This is a genomic window from Bifidobacterium callitrichidarum (assembly GCF_003129905.1).
Classification (GTDB): domain Bacteria; phylum Actinomycetota; class Actinomycetes; order Actinomycetales; family Bifidobacteriaceae; genus Bifidobacterium; species Bifidobacterium callitrichidarum.
The window spans coordinates 1-20,123 of the sequence record NZ_QFFM01000034.1 but is presented as its reverse complement, the minus strand read 5'-3'; the positions used below and the strand labels follow the sequence as shown (position 1 = coordinate 20,123).

The 20,123-nt window shown below is 62.6% G+C and carries 14 protein-coding genes; 8 read left to right on the top strand and 6 right to left on the bottom strand.

Going from position 1 to position 20,123, the window contains the following annotated elements; all coding sequences use genetic code 11:
* Positions 1-53 precede the first annotated feature (53 nt).
* From DF196_RS12045 to DF196_RS12030, 4 genes are all read left to right on the top strand, one after another.
* A complete protein-coding gene (locus tag DF196_RS12045) occupies positions 54-986 on the top strand; it encodes a metal ABC transporter solute-binding protein, Zn/Mn family (protein ID WP_109058048.1) in 933 nt (310 codons plus the stop codon).
* Between the two features lie 234 nt (positions 987-1,220).
* Entirely contained in the window at positions 1,221-3,305 is a 2,085-nt protein-coding gene (locus DF196_RS12040; RefSeq protein WP_109058047.1) for an LTA synthase family protein, read from the top strand.
* A gap of 456 nt (positions 3,306-3,761) precedes the next feature.
* Entirely contained in the window at positions 3,762-6,359 is a 2,598-nt protein-coding gene (locus tag DF196_RS12035; protein ID WP_158276325.1) for a glycoside hydrolase family 2 TIM barrel-domain containing protein, read from the top strand.
* Positions 6,360-6,552: 193 nt separating this feature from the next.
* On the top strand, positions 6,553-8,244 hold the full coding sequence (locus DF196_RS12030; protein ID WP_109058045.1) for an aldehyde dehydrogenase family protein: 1,692 nt from the start codon (positions 6,553-6,555) through the stop codon (positions 8,242-8,244).
* Between the two features lie 245 nt (positions 8,245-8,489).
* Here the strand turns inward: DF196_RS12030 and purD are convergent, their stop codons facing one another.
* The 3 genes from purD to purF form a co-directional block, all read right to left on the bottom strand.
* Positions 8,490-9,761, bottom strand: a complete 1,272-nt coding sequence (gene purD, locus DF196_RS12025) for a phosphoribosylamine--glycine ligase (RefSeq protein WP_109058044.1) — start codon at positions 9,759-9,761, stop codon at positions 8,490-8,492.
* 145 nt (positions 9,762-9,906) lie between these two features.
* Positions 9,907-10,944 carry a phosphoribosylformylglycinamidine cyclo-ligase gene (purM, locus tag DF196_RS12020; RefSeq protein ID WP_109058043.1) on the bottom strand — a complete coding sequence of 346 codons (1,038 nt, stop codon included), beginning with the start codon at positions 10,942-10,944 and terminating at the stop codon, positions 9,907-9,909.
* 119 nt (positions 10,945-11,063) lie between these two features.
* A complete protein-coding gene (purF, locus tag DF196_RS12015) occupies positions 11,064-12,578 on the bottom strand; it encodes an amidophosphoribosyltransferase (protein ID WP_109058042.1) in 1,515 nt (504 codons plus the stop codon).
* Positions 12,579-12,747: 169 nt separating this feature from the next.
* On the opposite strand from purF, the gene DF196_RS12010 reads away from it, so the two are divergent.
* Both DF196_RS12010 and DF196_RS12005 read left to right on the top strand, forming a co-directional pair.
* Positions 12,748-14,397: a Y-family DNA polymerase gene (locus DF196_RS12010; protein ID WP_170115073.1), complete on the top strand. Its 1,650-nt coding sequence runs from the start codon at positions 12,748-12,750 to the stop codon at positions 14,395-14,397.
* The gene (locus DF196_RS12005) at positions 14,394-14,612 is read left to right on the top strand and encodes a hypothetical protein (protein WP_109058040.1); all 219 of its coding nucleotides are present in this window, start codon (positions 14,394-14,396) and stop codon (positions 14,610-14,612) included. Before DF196_RS12010 ends, DF196_RS12005 begins: the two co-directional genes overlap by 4 nt.
* Before the next feature lie 115 nt (positions 14,613-14,727).
* Here the strand turns inward: DF196_RS12005 and DF196_RS12000 are convergent, their stop codons facing one another.
* Positions 14,728-15,705, bottom strand: a complete 978-nt coding sequence (locus DF196_RS12000) for an aldo/keto reductase family protein (protein ID WP_109058039.1) — start codon at positions 15,703-15,705, stop codon at positions 14,728-14,730.
* 445 nt (positions 15,706-16,150) lie between these two features.
* On the opposite strand from DF196_RS12000, the gene DF196_RS11995 reads away from it, so the two are divergent.
* Positions 16,151-17,710, top strand: coding sequence for a Na+/H+ antiporter NhaC family protein (locus DF196_RS11995; RefSeq protein WP_241519713.1), 1,560 nt, complete (start codon positions 16,151-16,153; stop codon positions 17,708-17,710).
* Here DF196_RS11995 and DF196_RS11990 read toward each other — a convergent pair.
* A complete protein-coding gene (locus DF196_RS11990) occupies positions 17,696-18,274 on the bottom strand; it encodes a uracil-DNA glycosylase family protein (protein ID WP_109058038.1) in 579 nt (192 codons plus the stop codon). The two genes, DF196_RS11995 and DF196_RS11990, sit on opposite strands and share 15 nt — an antisense overlap.
* A gap of 64 nt (positions 18,275-18,338) precedes the next feature.
* Entirely contained in the window at positions 18,339-19,724 is a 1,386-nt protein-coding gene (locus tag DF196_RS11985) for a lactonase family protein (protein WP_241519712.1), read from the bottom strand.
* Between the two features lie 7 nt (positions 19,725-19,731).
* On the opposite strand from DF196_RS11985, the gene DF196_RS13335 reads away from it, so the two are divergent.
* Positions 19,732-19,980 carry a hypothetical protein gene (locus DF196_RS13335; protein ID WP_146194761.1) on the top strand — a complete coding sequence of 83 codons (249 nt, stop codon included), beginning with the start codon at positions 19,732-19,734 and terminating at the stop codon, positions 19,978-19,980.
* Positions 19,981-20,123 lie beyond the last annotated feature (143 nt).

Below are 20,123 nucleotides of genomic sequence, written 5' to 3'. Positions count from 1 at the left end.
CAGGCGGTTGCCAGCAGACCGGCCGCAAACATGCCAGATAGAGAGGAAAAACTATGTCCGTCGCATCTTATGTCAAGCGTGCATTCGCGGGAATCGCCGCGGCAGCCGTATTACTCACCGTCGCAGCCTGCGGGTCCGCCGGCGCCGGAACCGCCGCTGGAGCCGCCAAGTCCGGCGACGCAACCGATGCCTCCAGCACCATCGAGGTCGTCGCCTCCATCAACCAGTGGGGCTCCGTTGCGAAAGATCTCGGCGGCGAGCACATCACCGTCACCAACATCATGACCAAGACCAACGTCGAGGCGCACGATTACGAACCTACGGCCAAGGATGTGGCCAGGTTTGGCAGCGCGCAGGTCGCCATCGTGAACGGCGCCGACTATGACCCGTGGGCGTCCAAGGCCGCCGAGTCCACCAAGGCCACGCTGGTGGACGCCGCCGAAACCGCCGGCATCAAGGAAGGTGACAACCCGCACGTTTGGTTCTCCGCCAAGGCTCGCACGGCGGCCGCGGACGTCATCACCGCCGCCTACCAGCAGGCCGACCCCGCCCACAAGGCCGATTACGCCAAGCTCAACCAGGACTGGCATGCCAAGGAGAACCAGCTCGAAGCCAAAATCAAGAACGCTTCGGCCAAGACCAAGGACCTCCCGTACGCGGCCACCGAATCCGTGGCCTGGTATCTGGCCGACGATCTCGGCATGACCGACGCCACGCCGCAGGGCTACGCGCAGGCCTCCGCCAACGAAAGCGAGCCGACCCCGGCCGACATCAAGGATTTCCAGGACGCGCTCAAGGCCGGCGACGCCAAGCTGCTGGTTCTCAACACGCAGGAATCCAACTCCACCACCGAGCAGATCACCGATGCCGCCAAGCAGGCCGACGTGCCGGTCGTGGAGCTGACCGAGCAGATGCCCGCCAAGTATGGCGACCTGCTCGACTGGATGGGCGCGCTCGTGGACCAGTTCGCGACGGCCGCGAAGTAGTGTGATTCCGTACCGTATCACGCCAATCAGGGCCATACTCAGGGTGTCTCGGGGCTGACCCGAGGCACCCTTTGCGTTAAGGTTGCTTCAGAGTGAATGGCCGGGAAACGGCGCAAGGCCCCCGAACCGGTCCCAATAGTTAGAGAACCGTGAGGAAACCGGGGAGAACGCTGATTCTCCAAGGTTCGGTGGCGAAAATATGCCACGGAAAAACATCACAGGACAAGCAGGCGAATGAGCGAGAACACCACTAACACGAGCAGTAGCAGCGTATCGAGGTCCCGTTGGCGCCTCTGGGAGGACCGTGCCGAGGCGGACGAGGTCACTCCCAAGCATCCGCACAGGCCGTTCCCCGGCTGGCTGTACGCCATCCTCTTCATCGTGTTCGACGCCGTGGCCGTGGCCGCACTCGAAGTGGGCGTGTCAACCAGCTCTACGCGCGTGCAGCTGTCCAGCCCGGACGTCGGCTTCAACTTCGTGACCAAGCTGTGGAGCGAAGGCAACGCCGTGGTGCTGCTCAACGTGTTGCTCGTGGGGCTGCTGTATCTCATGCTGCTCATGCTGTTCAACCGCTTCTGGACCGCCAGCGCGGTGATTGTGGGCGTGGCCATCTTCGTGGCCGCCATCGAGCACTTCAAGATCGAGATCCGTTATGAGGCGATCCTGCCAGCCGACCTCAATTTCCTAGGTTCCAACACCGGCAACATGCTCACGTTCATTCCGGCCGGCGCACATGTGACCATCCTCATCGCGCTCGGCGTGTTCGCGGCCCTGCTTGCGCTGATTCTGGTGTTGCGTCATCTCGACGGTCGCAAGGGCCGCATGATCCGTTCGGGCAACATCGGCCTGAACCTCGGCACGCGACTGGTGCTCATCCTGCTGCCGATCCTCGCCTTCTCCCTGTACTGCATGCAGGTGAGCACCACCGATTCGTGGGCCAACAAGTTCTCGCACGCCATGGGCGACAAGCCGTCCATGTGGGATTCCGTCTACGACGCGCAGCGCAATGGCCCGCTCGTGGCATTCACCCGTCAGCTCCACCCGAAGGTTATGAACAAGCCGGACAACTACTCCGAAGAAACCATGAAGCAGGTGGCCGCACGCTACAAGAAGGCCGCCGCCAAGATCAACGCCTCCCGTGCGAACGATCTCAACGATTCCACCGTGGTGTACGTGCTGTCCGAATCGTTCTCCGACCCGAGCCGCGTGCCCGGTCTCAAGGTGAACAAGGATTCCATGCCCAATATCCGCAAGATCAAGGAATCCACCACCTCCGGCCTCATGCTTTCCTCGGGTTACGGCGGCGGCACCGCGAACCTCGAGTACATGGGACTGACGGGCCTGAGCATGGCCAACTTCGATTCCTCCCTGACCAGCCCCTACCAGCAGCTCGTGCCGTCCGAACACTGGACACCCACTGTGAACCAGCTGTGGGGCGCGCCCGCCAACTCGCTCGGCTACCACCCGTACGAGTCCAGCATGTACTCGCGTGCCACGAACTACAAGAAATTCGGCTTCTCGCACTTCTACACGCTCACCGGCCCGGACGTGATCAAGTACCAGGACAAGATCGACGAATCGCCGTACGTCTCGGACAAGTCCACCTACGATTCCGCGCTGGAGGGAATCAAGTCCGGCAAGACGAGCAAGTTCATCCAGATCATCACGATGCAGAACCACATGCCCTACCACGAGTGGTATGAGAACAACGACTTCACCGCCGAATCCACCACCGGCACACCGCTGGAGGAGGATGAGAAGGAGTCCATCGAGACCTACCAGAAGGGCGCGTCCATCACGGACGAGGCCACGCAGGAGTTCCTGGACGAGCTCGACAAACTGGACAAGCCCGTCACCGTGGTCTTCTACGGCGACCATCTGCCCGGCATCTACTCCTCCGCCAGCCAGGACGACGACAACTCGCTCGCGCTGCACCTGACCGACTACTTCATCTGGTCCAACAAGGCATCCGGCACGCAGGGCAACAAGACGGGCGGTTCGGCCTACTCCTCGCCGAACTTCTTCGTGGCCCAGGCCGCCGACCATATGAACGCCAAGGTCTCGCCGTACCTCGCGTTCCTCACCGAAATGCACGCGAAGGTGGCCGCCATGGAACCGCCGGTGGTCAACAAGATCCAGGGCTGGGACCGCATCCCCGAAGGCCAGTCGATCTATCTGGACCACGCCGGCAACCCGATGAGCGAGGACGACTTCGACGAAGCGACCAAGCAGCTGCTTGCCGACTACAAGCTCATCCAGTACGACATCACCGCCGGCAAAAACTACCTCAAAGACACGGACTTTATGACGCTGCCGTAAAACGGACAGCACAGTGTGCTGTCCGTAGGCAGCGTGCGAGACGACAGTCGAGCCAGCAAACCGCGGGGCCATGGGCCCCGTCCGTAATTGCGGTACCGTTACCGTAAAGCAAACAGCCCACTGAGCTGTCCGCAGGTGAGGGGAGCGACTGCGTCGCGATGTAAATCCGTAAGGATTTCGGGCTTTTAGGCAGTGCGCGAGTCGATAGAAGGATCAACAGGCCGCGGGCAAAGCCCGTCCATAATTGCAGTACCGTTACCGTAAAACAAACAGCCCCTCTCCTCGGCTCCCCCTGTCAGGGGAGCTGGCGGCGCAGCCGACTGAGGGGTAGTCCCTCCAGGGATGCTCGACGTAATCGGGCCTTCGCCTCACAACCAGCATGGCACCCTGCTACCTGCGATATCCACTCCGGAATCATGCCGTTCCACCCATGCCGCCCGACCTACAATAAAAGCCATGAAGCGCATCGACGTGAATCATCACTGGCAGTTCCGCTCAATCGATGGGGGCTCATGGCAATCGGTCACGCTCCCGCACGACGCGATGATCCGCGAGGCGCGCGATCCGAACACGCCCAACGGCTACAACACCGGCTACTATCTTGGCGGCACCTACGAATACCGCACCACGCTGCACGTCGCCACTCCGCCCACCGCCGCGCTCCTTGAATTCGAAGGCGTCTACCCGGGAGCCACCGTGCTCGTCAACGACGAACCGGCCGGCGAGCTCACATACGGCTACGGCGACTACTATCTCGACATCGCCGCCCTACTCAAGCCCGGTGCCAATGCCCTGACCGTGCTGGTGGACAATTCCCGGTGCCCGAACTCGCGCTGGTACTCCGGTTCCGGCATCTACCGGCCCGTATGGCTGTGGGTCGCCGATACCGGGGACACGGCCGATTCGCGCGACCTGTCAGGCTTGTCCGGCCCGTCCATCACTCGCAGTCCGTCCGCCGACGTCACCAAGCCGGCCCCATCCGATTCGCCCGAACCGTGCGACGTAATCCGCCCCGACGCCGCTCGTATCAGCACCGTCGCCATCGCCGACGACGATTCCGCCACCATCGCCATTGACCTTGACCAACCAATCGGCCCGAACCAATACCTCTGGACGACGGTTGCGGACGCTTCCGGAGCCACGGTCGCACGATTCCGCGGGACAACGGGCATGATTCCGCACGCCCGGCTCTGGTCGCCTGCATCTCCCGCGCTGTACACCGCACGTATCGAACTCTGCACGGAAGTCGGCACGGTACTCGACGTCCACACTGAGCGATTCGGCATTCGCACGCTCACCTGCGACGCCGCGCACGGGCTCAGACTCAATGGCAAACGTATGCTGCTTAACGGCGGCTGCGTGCACCACGACAACGGCATCCTCGGTGCGGCCACCCTGCCCCAGGCCGAATACCGCCGCGCCCGCATCATGAAGGAACAGGGCTTCAACGTCGTCCGCTCCGCGCACAACCCGCTCTCCAAAGCCTTCCTTGACGCCTGCGACGAGGTGGGCCTCATGGTGATGGACGAGGCCTTCGACATGTGGTGGATGCACAAGACCAGCTACGACTATGCCGGCTCCTTCCGCGACCATTACGCCGCCGACCTGGCTGCAATGGTTCGCAAGGACCGCAACCACCCGAGTGTGGTGCTCTACTCCATTGGCAACGAGATCGCGGACACCAAGTCGCCGCGTGCCGCCGAAGCCGCACGCTCGATGCGCTCGATAATCCGGGAAATCGACCCGTCAAGACCAGTCATCGACTGCGTGAATCCGATATCCCTGTCACTCGCCGCCAAAACCAAGGCCGGCATGAACGAGCACGACGCCAAGGTGGAGGGCGAGCCTGGCCTCAACACCACGCTCGAACACGCCTCCGGTCCGGCATTGCTCGCGGCCATCGACCGGCTGATGCCGCTTGCGCTCGCCACGGGCATCATGGACCGCCAGACCGATGCCGTCTTCCGCGAGGTGGACGTGGCCGGTCTCAACTACTGCCGTCAAGGGCCGGAATGGTTCCACCGCCGCCACCCGAACCGTGTGTTCTGCGCCAGCGAGACGTATCCGCAGGAAATCGCCTACACCTGGCCCGAGATCCGCCGGCTGCCGTATCTCATCGGCGACTTCGTATGGACCGGCTGGGACTACATCGGCGAGGCATCGGTGAGCGCATGGGCGTACACGAAGCCCGAACCGGACGGTTGGACGGCCGAATACGGCAACCGTGCCGCCCTACGCGGCCACCTGACCGGCCCGTATCGGCGGTATCCCGGCCTGTTGGGCGGCTCCGGACTCATCGACATCACCGGTGAGCCGACTGGGCAGATGCTCTACCGTCAGGTGGTCACCGGCGTGCGGCGCCGGCCTGCCATCACCGTGCGGCCCATGCAGTTGCTGTACGGCGGGGGAGCGGCGCGTCCGGGGCGCACCTCACGGTTCATCGAGCGAGGGCATGACGGTGTGGCCAGCTGGTCATGGGACGGGTATGAGGGGCGTGACGCGCTGGTTCAGGTGTATTCCGGTGGGCGATGCGTACGTTTGCTGCTCAATGGTCGGCCCGTTGGAGGCACGGGGCCGGTGCGCCGGTGCATGGCGGAGTTCCGTGTGCCGTACGAACCGGGTGAGCTGACTGCGGTGGCCTATGCGGCGGACGGGCGTGAACTGGGCCGGGATGTGCTGGTCTCCGCCGGACCGGAGGTTGTGGTCAGCACGCGATGCGAACGTGTGCCGAACCCGTATCCGCAGGACGATCCCCGCTGGGACGACACCGAACTGGTCTTCCAATCCATCGCCTTGACCGATGGGCATGGCGTGGTTCATACGACTGGTGACCGGCGTATCATGGTGAGTTCGGAACCGGCGCGGGGTGATGCGCCGGATGCCCCGTCCTGTGCCATCCGTGACGCGGAGCTGTTGGGCGTGGCCAGCGGCAACCCCATCACCACGGACGAGCTCGCCGGACCCACCTGCACCACCTATTTCGGCCGCGCCATGGCCGTCTGGCGGGTGGCCACCGGTGTGCCGCTTCACTCCCATGTGACTATGGAATCATGAGCTATTGCATGGGAATCAGCAAGCGCCTATTCCTGGCTCCCTTTGTTCAAGGAATTGCCGGTGAAACCGACTGAGAGGTAGTCCATCTGGACGCATATCAGTCTTGGCGTAACGGTCTTTTGTGGAATCATGATGATGGGTTTTGCTGATGCTGACGTTGCTACCTGGAACTGACGAAAGGCTTGCATAAAGGATGACGGATATGTCAATTGCGCGATTGCGCAACGCCTACTCCTCCGAACGAACACGCCCGTTGACATGGCGACGTGCACAGTTGGACGCGCTGCGGCGGATGGTCACGGAGAACCGGGAGGATTTCGTGGCCGCGGTGGCCGCCGATTTGGGCAAGCCCGCCGCCGAAACCGTGCTCATGGAATTGAATCTCGTGGCCGACGAGTCGCGATTTGTGCGGAACCGTCTGGGACGATGGACCGCCCGACAGCCTAAACCGATGCCGCTGGCATTGCAACCGGCCGCCGGCTGGACCGTGGCTGAACCCAAGGGTGTGGTGCTCGTCATCGCACCGTGGAACTATCCGGTATTGCTCGCCTTGGCTCCGCTGGCCGATGCGATTGCGGCAGGCAACGCCGTGTGCCTGAAACCGTCCGAACTCGCGCCCAACTCCGCCCGTCTGTTGAGCGAACTGGTGCCACAGTATCTTGACCATGAGGCCATATGCGTGGTCGAAGGCGGTCCCAAGGAGACCGGTGAGCTGCTGAGGCAGCCGTTCGATCATATCTTCTACACCGGCGGCGAACGGGTCGGCAGAATCGTGATGAAGGCCGCGGCCGAGCATGTGACGCCGGTTACGTTGGAGCTGGGCGGCAAATCGCCGTGCTACGTGGACCGTACGGCGGACATCAATGTGGCCGCTCGGCGCATCGTCTGGGGCAAGTTCACCAACGCCGGCCAGACCTGCGTGGCACCGGATTACGTGCTCGCCACGCCGGACGTGGCCGAAGCGTTGGCCCGCCGCATCGCAGTGGCGATCACCGAATTCTTCGGCGAGAATCCGCAGGATTCGCGGGATTACGGTCGCATCATCAACGACCGGCATATGGAACGACTGATCGGATTGCTGCCGGACGGCACCGTACCGCCCGAGACGCCGAGCTCGCCGCTTGTGGTGGCCGCGTCCGCGGTCGGTGCGGCGATGGACATGGTCGGCAGACGCATCAATGCGGGAGTCGCCGCGGCCAACCGAAGCGGCGGCAACGTCGCGGAGGTGGTCAGCGCGCTTGCCAGTGGCACGGCTCCGAAAGCGGATGAAACGTCTGCTGCCGATGTCAGTGGGGGAGTGACGCCACAAGAGACGGCCATGAATGCCGATGCGGTCTCGGAGCCGATTGATGAGGAACCTGCGGCCGGCATTCTGCAGGTTCCAGGCGTGACCGATTCGGCTGGGCGTGTGGTTTGCGGCGGCAAGGTGAATCGGGACGCTCGTTACATCGCGCCGACAGTGCTCTACGGCACCCGGCCGGATGCGGCGGTGATGAAGGAGGAGATCTTCGGGCCTATCCTGCCGATTCTGGTAGTGCGGGACGCCGATGCGGCCATCCGGTTCATCAACAGCCGTCCGAAGCCGTTGGCTGCATACGTATTCTCCCGCGACCATGCGGTTCGGCTCGCCTTCGAGCGTCGTACCAGTTCCGGCGCGTTGGGCTTCAACCTACCCTTGGGGCATCTGCTATCCAGCAGGCTGCCGTTCGGCGGTGTGGGGCTCTCCGGAATGGGCGCCTACCACGGCAAGGCCGGCTTCGACACATTCAGCCATATCAAGACCGTGGTGGTCAAACCCCAGTTCCCGGACACGCTCCGTGCCGTCTATCCGCCCTTCACGGAAGCCAAACAGCGCCTCTTTAACCTCATCACCAAGATGAGCTAGATATGGATGTGACTCCCCTCAGTCTCGCTACGCTCGACGGCTCCCCTCAGAGAGGGGAGCCGAGACAACGGCCTCACATCAGTCAAAATGAGGGAAGCTCCCATGTGGGAGCTTCCCTCATTTCAGCCTATTTCAGCCTATTTCAGCTTGCTGAATGTGTGATGATGTGTGCGGTAGCAAGGCGCACCGAGGGAAGGCGTACGAAGGTACGTCGACCGAGGAGCAACGCAGCTAACGCTCCATCATCACGCATTCAGCGCTTTGAAGCCGATGTCGTGGCGGTAAAACAGTCCCCGCGTCTCCAGCTTGTCGAGAATCGCGTAGACCTTGTCCTGCGCGGCCTTGATGTCCGGGGCGGAGGTCTCCACCAGCAGGACGCGGCCGGAGTTGGCCACCAGACTGCCCTTGCCATCGGACACCACGCCGGCGTAGTAGACGTGGGAATCCTCATCAACCTCGATCTTGGGCACGCGGGCGCCCTTGATGACGTTCTCCGGGTAGCCGTTGGAAGCCAGAACCACACCGAGCGTGGCGTTCTCTTCGTCCCACGTGAACTCCGGGGTGCCGCCGTTGAGAATTTCGCTGATGCCCTGACCCAGGTCGGAGGTGAGCTTCGGAAGCACCACCTCGGTTTCCGGATCGCCGAAACGGGCGTTGAACTCGATGACCTTCGGGCCGTCGGCGGTGGCGATCAGGCCGGCGTACAGGATGCCGGTGAACGGCGTGCCTTCCTCGGCCATGCCCTCCACGGTGGGACGCACGATGGTCTCGATGGCCTCATCGATCACGGACTGCGGAATCTGCGGCACTGGGCTGTAGGCGCCCATGCCGCCGGTGTTCGGGCCTTCGTCGCCGTCGTGGGCGCGCTTGTGATCCTGGGAAATCGGCATCGGCCAGAACTCGGTGCCGTTCACGAAGTTCATCAGAGAGAACTCCTGGCCCTCCAGGAAGTCCTCGATGACCACCTTGGCACCGGCGGAGCCGAAACGGTGATCGACGAAGATGTCCTCCAGAGCACGCTGGGCGGTGTGCTCGTCCATGGCCACGGTCACGCCCTTGCCAGCGGCCAGGCCATCGGCCTTGATCACGATCGGGGCGCCGTGCTCATGCACGTAGTTCTGGGCGCCTTCCAGATCGGAGAACGTCTGGTACTTGGCGGTCGGGATGTTGTGGCGCTCCATGAGCTGCTTGGCGAAGTCCTTGGAGCCCTCGATCTGGGCGGCGGCCTTGCGCGGGCCGAACGCCTTGATGCCGGCGGCGGCGAAATCGTCCACCAGACCTTCGATGAGCGGGACTTCCGGGCCCACGAACACCCAGTCGTAGCCGTTGTCCTTCACGAAGTCGATGAGCGCCGCGTGGTTCGATTCGCTCAGCGCGGTGATATGGATGCCATCCCTGATCATGCCCGGGTTGCCGGGGGCCACGGTCACCTCATCCACGCTGGCACCCTTGAGCAGGGTGTAAGCGATGGTGTGCTCGCGCGCGCCGGAACCGATGACCAGAACCTTCTGTCCCATTGATGTGTCCTTTCCGAGAATATTCTGGCTCCCTTCGCCGAGGGAGCTGCCAACGAAGCTGACTGAGGGGAGGAGTCGGATAACGAACCGTGTCTCCCCTCAGCCGTATACGCGACAGCTCCCCTCAGAGAGGGGAGCCTTGAAGTTACTTCAGTACGATCTGAGTGCCGTCCGTGTCCGGGGCGATGCGGCCGATGACGTAGCCGGCCTCACCGTTGGACTTGAGCAGCTCAATGGTCTCGTCCGCGCTATCGGCGGAGACGGCGAGCACCATGCCGATGCCCATGTTGAAGATGTTGTACATCTCCTTGTGGTCGATGTCGCCGGCCTTCTCCAGCACGTTGAAGATCGGCAGCACGGGCCAGGTGCCGAGCTCGATCTCAGCGGCTAGACCGTCCGGGATCATGCGCGGGATGTTCTCGATGAAGCCGCCGCCGGTGATGTGGGCGACGCCCTTGACCAGACCGGCCTTGAACAGCGGGGAGAGGGCCTTGACGTAGATCTTGGTGGGGGTGAGGATCACCTCGCCGAGCGTCTTGCCATCCAGCTCGTCCAGCTTGGTGTCCACGGTGTAGCCGGCCTGCTCGAACAGGGCCTTGCGCACCAGGGAGAAGCCATTGGAGTGGATGCCGGTGGAGGGCAGGCCGATGAGCACGTCGCCGTCGGCGATGGTGGAGCCGTCCACGATGGCGGACTTCTCGGCCACGCCCACGGAGAAACCGGCCAGATCGTATTCGTCCTCGTCGTACATGCCCGGCATCTCGGCGGTTTCGCCGCCGACCAGTGCGGAGCCGGCCTGCACGCAGCCGTCCGCCACGCCGGCCACGACCTGCTCCAGCAGGGCTGGGTCGTTCTTGCCGCAGGCGATGTAGTCGAGGAAGAACAGCGGTTCGGCGCCCTGGGCGGCGATGTCGTTGACGCACATGGCCACGCAGTCGATGCCGATGGTGTCGTGTTTGTTCATCATCTTGGCCACCATGAGCTTGGTGCCCACGCCGTCGGTGCCGGAAATCAGCACCGGCTCCTTGTAGCCGAGGGAGGCCAGGTCGAACAGGCCGCCGAAGCCGCCGATGCCGCCGACCACGCCGGGACGGTTCGTGCGGGCCACGTGTGACTTGATGCGCCTGACGACTTCGTATCCGGCTTCGACGCTCACTCCGGCGTTCTCATATGCTTTTGGCATTTGGTGGGCCTTTCTTGCTCACACCCCGGCTCCCCTGTTAGGGGAGCCGTCGCGCGAAGCGCGACTGAGGGGTAGTCATTAGTTGAAATGTGTATACGCTTGAATCGATTGGATGACGGTCACTTGGACTCGGTGGGCTGCACGGTGTTGTACTCGTTGCCGATGTACTTGCTCTTATACAGCGCGAATTCGGGCAGGCGCACGCGATCTTCGGGCGTGAGGGACTTGAGGAAGTCGGCCTCGTAATCGTCCAGAGCGGTGGGGTAGTCGCCGTTGAAGTAGGCGACGCACAGACCGCCGTACGGGGCGTCCGCATTGAGGCCGATGGACTCGACCAGGCCGTCCAGCGAGAGGTAGGCTAGCGAATCGGCGCCGATGAACTCGCGGATCTCCTCCACGCTCATCTTGGCGGCGATGAGCTCCTTGGTGGTGGAGATGTCGATGCCGTAGAAGCACGGGTACTTGAGCGGCGGGGAGCTGATGCGCATGTGCACTTCGGCCGCGCCGGCCTCCTTGAGCAGCTGCACGATGCGCTTGGAGGTGGTGCCGCGCACGATGGAATCGTCGATGACGATGACGCGCTTGCCTTTGACCACGCTGCGCACGGCGGACAGCTTCATACGTACGCCCTGCTCGCGCAGTTCCTGCGTGGGCTGGATGAACGTGCGGGCCACGTACTGGTTCTTGATCAGGCCCATTTCGTTGGGCAGGCCGGCGGCCTCGGCGTAGCCGGAAGCGGCAGACAGGGAGGAGTTCGGCACGCCGATCACCATATCCGCGTCCACCGGGGATTCGGCGGCAAGACGTGCGCCCATGCGCTTGCGGGCGGAATGCACGTTGACGCCGTAGATATCCGAATCCGGACGGGCGAAGTAGATGTACTCCATCGAGCAGATGGCCAGCTGCGTGTTGTTGGTGTACTGGACGATCTTGTAGCCGTGGTCGTTGATCACCACGATCTCGCCGGGACGGATGTTGCGCACGAGTTCGGCGCCCACCACGTCCAGAGCGCAGGTCTCGGAGGCCAGCACGTATGCGCCGTTCTTCATCTTGCCCAGGGAGAGCGGGCGGAAGCCGTTCGGGTCGAGCGCGCCGATCATGGCGTCCTCAGTCATGAGCAGGTAGGCGAAGCCGCCGTGGACCGTGTTGAGTGCTTCCTTGAGCTTGTCCATGAAGGTGCGCTGAAGGGAGCGGCGGATGAGGTGCATGAGCACTTCGGTATCCGAGTTGGAGTGGAAGATCGCGCCCTCGTCTTCCAGCTTGCGGCGCAGCGACGGGCAATTGGTCAGGTTGCCGTTGTGGCACAGGGCCACGTCGCCGTCATGGAAGCGGAAGATGAACGGCTGGATGTTGTCCGTGGTGCCGGAACCGGCGGTGGCATACCGCACGTGGCCGATGGCGCGATCGCCCTTGAGGCGCTCGATTTCACGCTCGTCACCGAACACCTGGGTCAGCAGGCCCAGTCCGCGGTGGCCAATGAGATGACCGTGGTCGTTGGAGACGATGCCTGCGCCTTCCTGACCGCGATGCTGCAGTGCGTGCAAGCCGAAATAGGTGAGTCGGGCGGCGTCGGGATGGCCCCATACGCCGAAGATGCCACATTCCTCGTGAATGTCTTCGAGTTCAGCCGACAAGCCAAAGCTCCTTTTCAAGCAGGGGGTTCACTACCTGTTAACCCTACCAATCGGCGACTACATCGACGCTCGCGGCGTGTCGAACAAATGTTCGAAGGTTGTGTTATGGTATTGGGACAACGAATCGAACACCGGATGGTTGCGCATGGCAAGGAAGGGGGTGATGGTCATGACTGCATCGGCGCATGGCGGGCGTCAGAGCACATATCTGGCCATTGACCTGAAGTCCTTCTACGCCTCGGTGGAATGCGCCGCACGCGGGCTCGATCCGTTGACCACGCATCTGGTGGTGGCGGATGAAACCCGAACGGACAAGACCATCTGCCTGGCCGTGTCGCCCTCACTCAAGGCGTATGGCATTCCGGGCCGTCCGCGTCTGTTCGAGGCGAAGCAGCGGCTGGGCGAGGTGAACGCCGTGCGGGCGGCGGCGATCCCCGGCGGCCGTTTTGCCGGGGAATCATGCGACGTGCGCGACTTGGAGCGCACGCCGCTGCTGAAGGCCGCGATGGTGATCGCGAAACCCCGCATGGCCCACTATTTGCAGATCAGCGGGCAGATATACGGCATCTATCTGAAATACGCGGCGCCCGAACACATCCACGTCTATTCGATCGATGAGGTGTTCATCGATGCCACGCCGTACCTCATGGCCTTGGGTATGACGCCGCACGAGATGGCCCGGGCCATCGTGCGCGACATTCTTGATGCGACCGGCATCACGGCCACGGCCGGCATCGGGACGAACATGTACCTGGCCAAGGTCGCCATGGATATCGTGGCCAAGCATATGCCTGCGGACCGGGATGGCGTGCGTGTGGCCGAACTGAACGAGATGTCTTATCGCCGGTTGCTGTGGAACCACAGGCCGCTCACCGATTTCTGGCGGGTTGGACGTGGGTATGCCCGCAAGCTGGAAAAAGCCGGACTGCTCACCATGGGGGATATCGCCCGATGCTCGGTGGGTCGGGCCTCGGATTATTACAACGAGGAACTGCTGTACCGCATGTTCGGGGTGAACGCGGAGCTGCTCATCGACCATGCATGGGGTTGGGAGCCATGCACCATCGCGGACATTCAATCCTATGAGCCGGATGCGCACAGCACCAGCATCGGTCAGGTGCTCACCGGGCCCGCCGTATGGCATACGGCACGGCTTATCACCAAGGAGATGGCGGATGCACTCGCCCTCGATCTGGTGGGCAAAGGCGTCAGGACGAACCGCCTGATGCTCGTTGTGGGATATGACGCCGGCAGCCTCGATCCGGACAGGCTGGACGATTGCGAGGAACCGGCGATACATAGGCTGGCCGAACGCGCGGCAGAAGAATACAAGGGACCGGTGGCCTATGACCATTACGGGCGCAAGGTGCCCAAGCCTGCGGTCGGGTCCATCGGGTTGGGTGATTTCACCGCGTCCGCCGACCGTATCCGTATGGCGATGGCGATGCTGTTCGAACGCATTGCCGATCCGTTGCTGCTGGTGCGCCGTCTGACCGTGATCGCGGACGATCTGGCCACGCCCGAAGAGCTGGCCGCCGGCAAACGATACGAACAATTGGACCTGTTCGCCGGGCTGGAGCCCTCGTCAGCGGAAGCCGGAATGTGCGAGAAGGCGGTCGAAGCCGACGAATCGGCGCGGGAGGAGCCGGCCGCCGTGACTCGGTCTGGCGGAAAAGACTCGCATGCGGAGGACATCGAGCGCACGCTACTGGATATCAAACAACGATTCGGCAAGAACTCTGTGGTCAAAGCCATGAACATGGAGAAAGGGGCCACCGGCATCGAGCGGAACAATCAGATTGGGGGACACCGGGCATGACACTACAGGAAACGCATCGATACGACGACATCATCGATATGCCGCATCATCAGTCGCGCAGGCATCCGCACATGTCCCGGCATAAACGGGCGGCGCAGTTCATGCCTTTCGCGGCCCTGTCCGGCTATGACCAGGTCATCGCGCAGACCGCCCATGATGTGGAGGAGGCCATAACTCGGGAGAACAACCAGTATGACCGTGATTTCGGCGCATAAGAGAACGTAAAGAGCATAAAACAGGAGGGCGCTCCTCCATGGGGACGCCCTCCCGGAAAAGGGTGTGGCCATATCCATCGGATCGGTTTATGGCTATGGCCACATTCCTGAACCGTCAGCCCACGTGACGCTCGAAGCGGTGGAAACCGGTGATCTTGTCGATTTCGGCCATGGCGTCGGCCGGAATCACGAAGCCGGAGGCCTTGAGGTTGTTCTCCAGCTGGCTGGGCTTGGATGCGCCGGCGATCACGCAGCTGATTTCCGGGTGCTGTAGGATCCACGCCATCGAAAGCACCGGCAGGTTCGTGCCGAGTTCGTCGGCCACCGTGCGCAGCTGCTCCACCTTGTCGAGATTTTCGTCGGTGAGCAGGTCGTTGATCTGGTGATCGGACTGCCAAGTGGCGCGCGAACCTGCCGGCAGCGGCTGGCCCTTGCGGTACTTGCCGGTCAGCAGGCCCTGGGCGAGCGGGGAGAACGTGGTGATGCCGATGCCGAGCTTGCGGCAGGTGCCCATGATCTCATGCTCGATGTAGCGGTCGTTGAGGTTGTACTGCGGCTGGACCACGGTGATCGGGTATAGGTTGTAACGGTCGATGATGCGCTGGGCCTCTTCGAGACGGGCGGAGCCCCATTCCTCGGAAACGCCGTAGTAGAGCACCTTGCCCTGTGTCACCAGATCGCTCATCGCGCGCAGCGTCTCGGTCAGATCGGTGGTTTCGTCGAAACGGTGGCAGAAGTACATGTCGAGGTAGTCAAGCTGCATGTTCTTCAGCGTCTGGTCGATGCTTTCGAAAATGTGCTTGTGCGAAAGACCGCGGTCATTCACGCCCTCGCCGGTGGGGAAGAAGACCTTGCTGGAGATCACGAGCTCCTTGCGCGGGTACTCCTTGAGCACTTCGCCCAGGAAGCACTCGGCCGCGCCGCCCGAATAGGCATCGGCGCAGTCGAAGAAGTTGACGCCGTTATCGTACGCCAGCTTCACGGTCTGCTTAGCCACATCCTCGGCCGCCGTGCCCTTGAGGTCCGTGACCCAGCTGCCCAGTGCGATTTCGCTGATCTTCAAACCGGACTTGCCAACGCTGCGGTACTTCATTGTTGCTCCTTCGTCGCTATGTAGATGCGCCCTATGGTTTGCGGTGGGCTTCCACACGTGCACATGCCATTTATCGATAATATCACGGTGTCTCCGTGAACGCTAACAATTCATATTGAAACAGTTCAACCGCACTTGAACGCAAACCCCCGCGACGCCTCCGCGCGTGTCGCGCCTGGATGGGCATCAGCCTCGCATGACCGCGCCGGATGAGCAACTGGCCGCTTCGACGGCTTTGCTCTTGTATCTTGGTGTGCGGTATCGGTGTGACGGCCTGTCGCATACCCATTGCGGACGGCTCCGTTACGCCAGCGGACTACCCCTCAGTCGGCTTCGCCGCCAGCTCCTCTGACAGGGGAGGGGCGAGAATCAGGGGGAGCGCGTCAATCTGGTGTAACAGAGCCTTGAGGAAATCATGGTGCTGACACCGGGAAGGAAAAGGCATATGGCGGAAGCGCTGACGATGCTGATGTTCTGCGCGGTGCTGTTCGTCAGCGTGGGATTAGGCTGGTCGATCATCCCCGCTCTGCTTATCGGCGTGCTGCTGTTCACCGGCTACGGTCTGGCGCGGAAAGTCCCGTTGCGAGGTATAGCCGTTCATGCCGCAGGCAGTATGCGTGCCGCATCGACGGTGCTGATCACTTTCGTGCTGATCGGACTGCTCACATCGCTGTGGCGTGCCAGCGGCACCATCGCATACATTGTGGCTCACGCGGTCGCGATCATTCATCCCGTGACGGTGATTCCACTCAGTTTTCTCCTATGCTCGGGCATGTCCGTGCTGACCGGTTCCTCCTTCGCCAGCGCGGCCACGATGGGTACGATCTGCATGTCGCTCGGGCTGACCATGGGCGCGAATCCGGTGATATTGGGCGGCTCGATTCTGGCCGGCGTCTATGTGGGCGACCGCTGCTCGCCCGTATCCACCAGCGCCCTGCTCGTCGCGCAGCTCACGCACACCAACCTGTTCGACAATCTCAGGCGCATGGTGCGCACCGGTGCCATACCGTTCATACTGAGCTGCCTTGTCTACGGAGCGGCCGCGGTGGCGGAAGCGCATCACGGTTCGGGATCCAGCGCATCACAGACAGCGGCTTCGGTGGCCGTGGCCGGACAATCCGCTGCCGCGGACGGTACGACGGATATCGCCGCGCTCTTCTCCTCCGCCTTCCACCTGCATTGGCTCACGGTGCTGCCGGCAATCGTCGTGATAACGCTTGCACTGATGCGGCTTGACGTACGCCTGATCATGCTCGCCAGCATCGCCGTCTCAACGGTGGTCTGCATCGGTGTTCAGGGCATGGGCGTGCCGGACCTGTTGCAGCTGCTGGTATTCGGGTACCGTTCGGACAATCCGCAGGTCGCCGCGCTGCTCAATGGCGGGGGTATGGTCTCCATGCTCACCGTGATGGCGATCGTATGCATTTCCGCGGCCTATTCCGGCATCTTCGCGCAGACGCATATGCTTGACCACCTGCAGCATGCGATATCGGCGTTGGCCGGGCGCGTCGGAACCGTTACGGCCACCATCATCACAGCCGTCGGCGCGGCCATGCTCGCCTGCAACCAGACGCTGGCCATCATGCTGACCCATCAGTTGTGCGGAGGATTGTATCGTCACGATGCCGTATGCGATGGAAGCAGGCACATTACCGATATTCCGGACGATGGGGCGGGCTCCGCGTCGAATATCGGGAACGATCCCGGTGAGAGCGAGTCGACAATCGATGCTGCCGGCATTATCGGTGCTACCGGCACAATGAGTCCCGCCAATACCGCAGCCGCGACTGATGCCGACAACCGTGCTCGACTGGCGCTCGCCATCGAGGATTCCGCTGTGGTCATCGCGCCGTTGGTGCCTTGGGCCATCGCCGGCGCCGTGCCACTGGCCACCATCAACGCGCCCACATCCAGTCTGTTCGCCGCGGTCTTCCTGCATCTGCTGCCGCTGTCGCGCATTATCGGAGAATTGGCTGCCAGAAAACCCTCGTTAGCTCAGGTCTGACAGCGCGGCGCACATGGCCCTGCGATAGACGGCCACGAGATCATCCAGTCGCATCGAGGCGTTCGCGGGACTGGTGGACGGCAGCGGCGTCATCGGCACGGCAATGCCGGCTTCCGCCAGACGCGGCTCGATGAGCTTGCGATACAGCTGGGCCGATTTCGCGCCCGTGGTGAAGATATGGACGATTGGCGCGGTGCGCAGTATCGGCGTCAAATCGTTCGGCACGGCGTTGCGGATGCTGGAATCGGACGCCCCGGTGATGTCGCAGGAGGCGATCACATCCCACAGCGCGAAATGGTGACGTAAGGCGAATGCACGGCGGGATTCCGGCGTATCGCCGGCGGTATCCCGTGAGGTTCCGCCGGCAGCATCCTGTGCGGTTCCATCAGCGCCGGCATCGGCGAACACCGCCTCCATCACCGGCCAGAACCGGTTGCGCGGATGCATGTAATAGAACGCCGCCTCCCGGGATTTCGGACTCGGCATGGAGCCCAGAATCAGCAACCGCGATTCCGCATCCCACACCGGCCCGAACCCGTGCTCGACATGCGTGTATTCACTCATACCCGTCATCGTAGGACATCACCGGGCAGCCTCCCGGCGATGTCCTACGAATGAAACCCCAGTATTACAGCCGTACGAACACGGTGGGTGAGCCGGACGGAAGATCGGTGGCATGGATGGGCGTTCCGTCGGCGGCGAGCCGGAATACGGTCAGGTTGTTGGAGACCTCGTTGGCCACCAGCAGCAGGTTGCCGACCGGCAGGATGTGACGTGGACGGCTACCACCGCAGTCGATGCCGCGTCCCTGCCATCCAGGCTCATTGGTCGGGGCCAGACGGGACAGGCGCTCGCCGTCCCAACTCAACGCCACGATACGTTCCGACCCGCGCAGGCCTACGTATGCGATGCCGGCCACCGACGACCCAGCTTCGGAATCAGACGCAAGTTCATGTGTGACGGCCTTGCCGCTTCCGTTGCCGTTGCCGTCAGAAGCACCACTACGCAACGAAGACCACGGCACAAACGCCAGCGATGCCGCCTGGTCGAGGGGGTCGCCGCCGAGGTCGACGGTCTGCAGGACGACGATGCCATCCGAGTGGCCCCTGACGGCAACGGCCTCACCGTGATCGTCGGTATGTTCGGAAACAACGCCAAGGTTCATGCCGGCCTTGCATGAATCGCCTGTGTCGACGGGCTTCGGGCCAAGCAAGGTGACCGTATCGCCCCATTCGTCGACCACGGCCACACGCCACTGCGTTGCCGCATCACCGGCGACCGGCAACAGGTGCATGTCCCGCGGACCGGTGCCAGGTGCCAAAACCACCGCCCCAACGCGCTCCAGCACTCCGGCGTTCCACCGATGCACGTAGATGCGATCCGCGCCCAGGTCGGTGGACAGCACGCGGCCGTCCGGCAACGGCAGAATCCAATGCGCGTGCGGGCCCTCCTGCGCCGGCAGCGGGCCATGGCCTTCGCCGGTCAGCACCTGCGTGGCATCCAGTACGGAGCCGTCGGACGCGATCGGGAATACGCTGACATGCCCATCGGCGTAACAGGCCACGATGAGATGCTTAGCGCCGAGATCGTCGATGGCGATCGCCGCATGGGTCGGGCTGACGCCTTGCGCCGCCACGCGGGACAACTCGGTCAGGGAAGGCGCGGCCATGCGCTCGTCGGAACCGTTCGTGGCGGCATCGTCGGCCGCATTGCCAACGTTTGCGGCGTCGTCTCGTCCGATGCGGAACGCGGCCACTTCGTTCGCATCCTCAAGCACGGCGTACAGCAGATCGCCATCGCGCTCGAGCCACGTGGGGGAGGGTACGTCGGCCAGCAGACCGTCCTTGACCAAGGTCACGGACGGAGTCGCAGGGTCCGGTGCCCCGTGCGTGCCATCAGTGTGTGCACCGTCAGTATTCGTAATCTGAAGCGATACAGATTCGATGCCGGGGCAGGTGGAACCGCGCGCCGCTCCGAATCCGCCGATTGCCAGTGCCAGAGTTGAATCATTCATGTCATGCATGGCATTCAATCTACTCCACGGGAGACTGCCTCTGGCGATTTTCGGCAAATGGTGGCGCTTCACCCTACAAAGGCTGGAGCAGGACAGGCTTGTGCCTAGAAGGAGCGGTTGTTTGATGCCAGAAGACGGTTGCTCCTGGCATCAAACGATTGCATTTTGCCGTTTCAGCGAACGTTTGGTACCAGAAGTCGCCCGCTTCCATCCTGAAACGATTGCTGAAAGCTCTGTTAAACCAAGATTGACATGAATTCCCTTGGGCTACCCCTCAGTCGGCTTCGCCGCCAGCTCGTCCCGCAACTGAGGACGAACTTCATTCGTGTTCTGTTGGCTCGACTGTCGTCTCGCACATTGCCTACAAACAGCTCCGCTGTTTGCTTCACGGCAATGTCC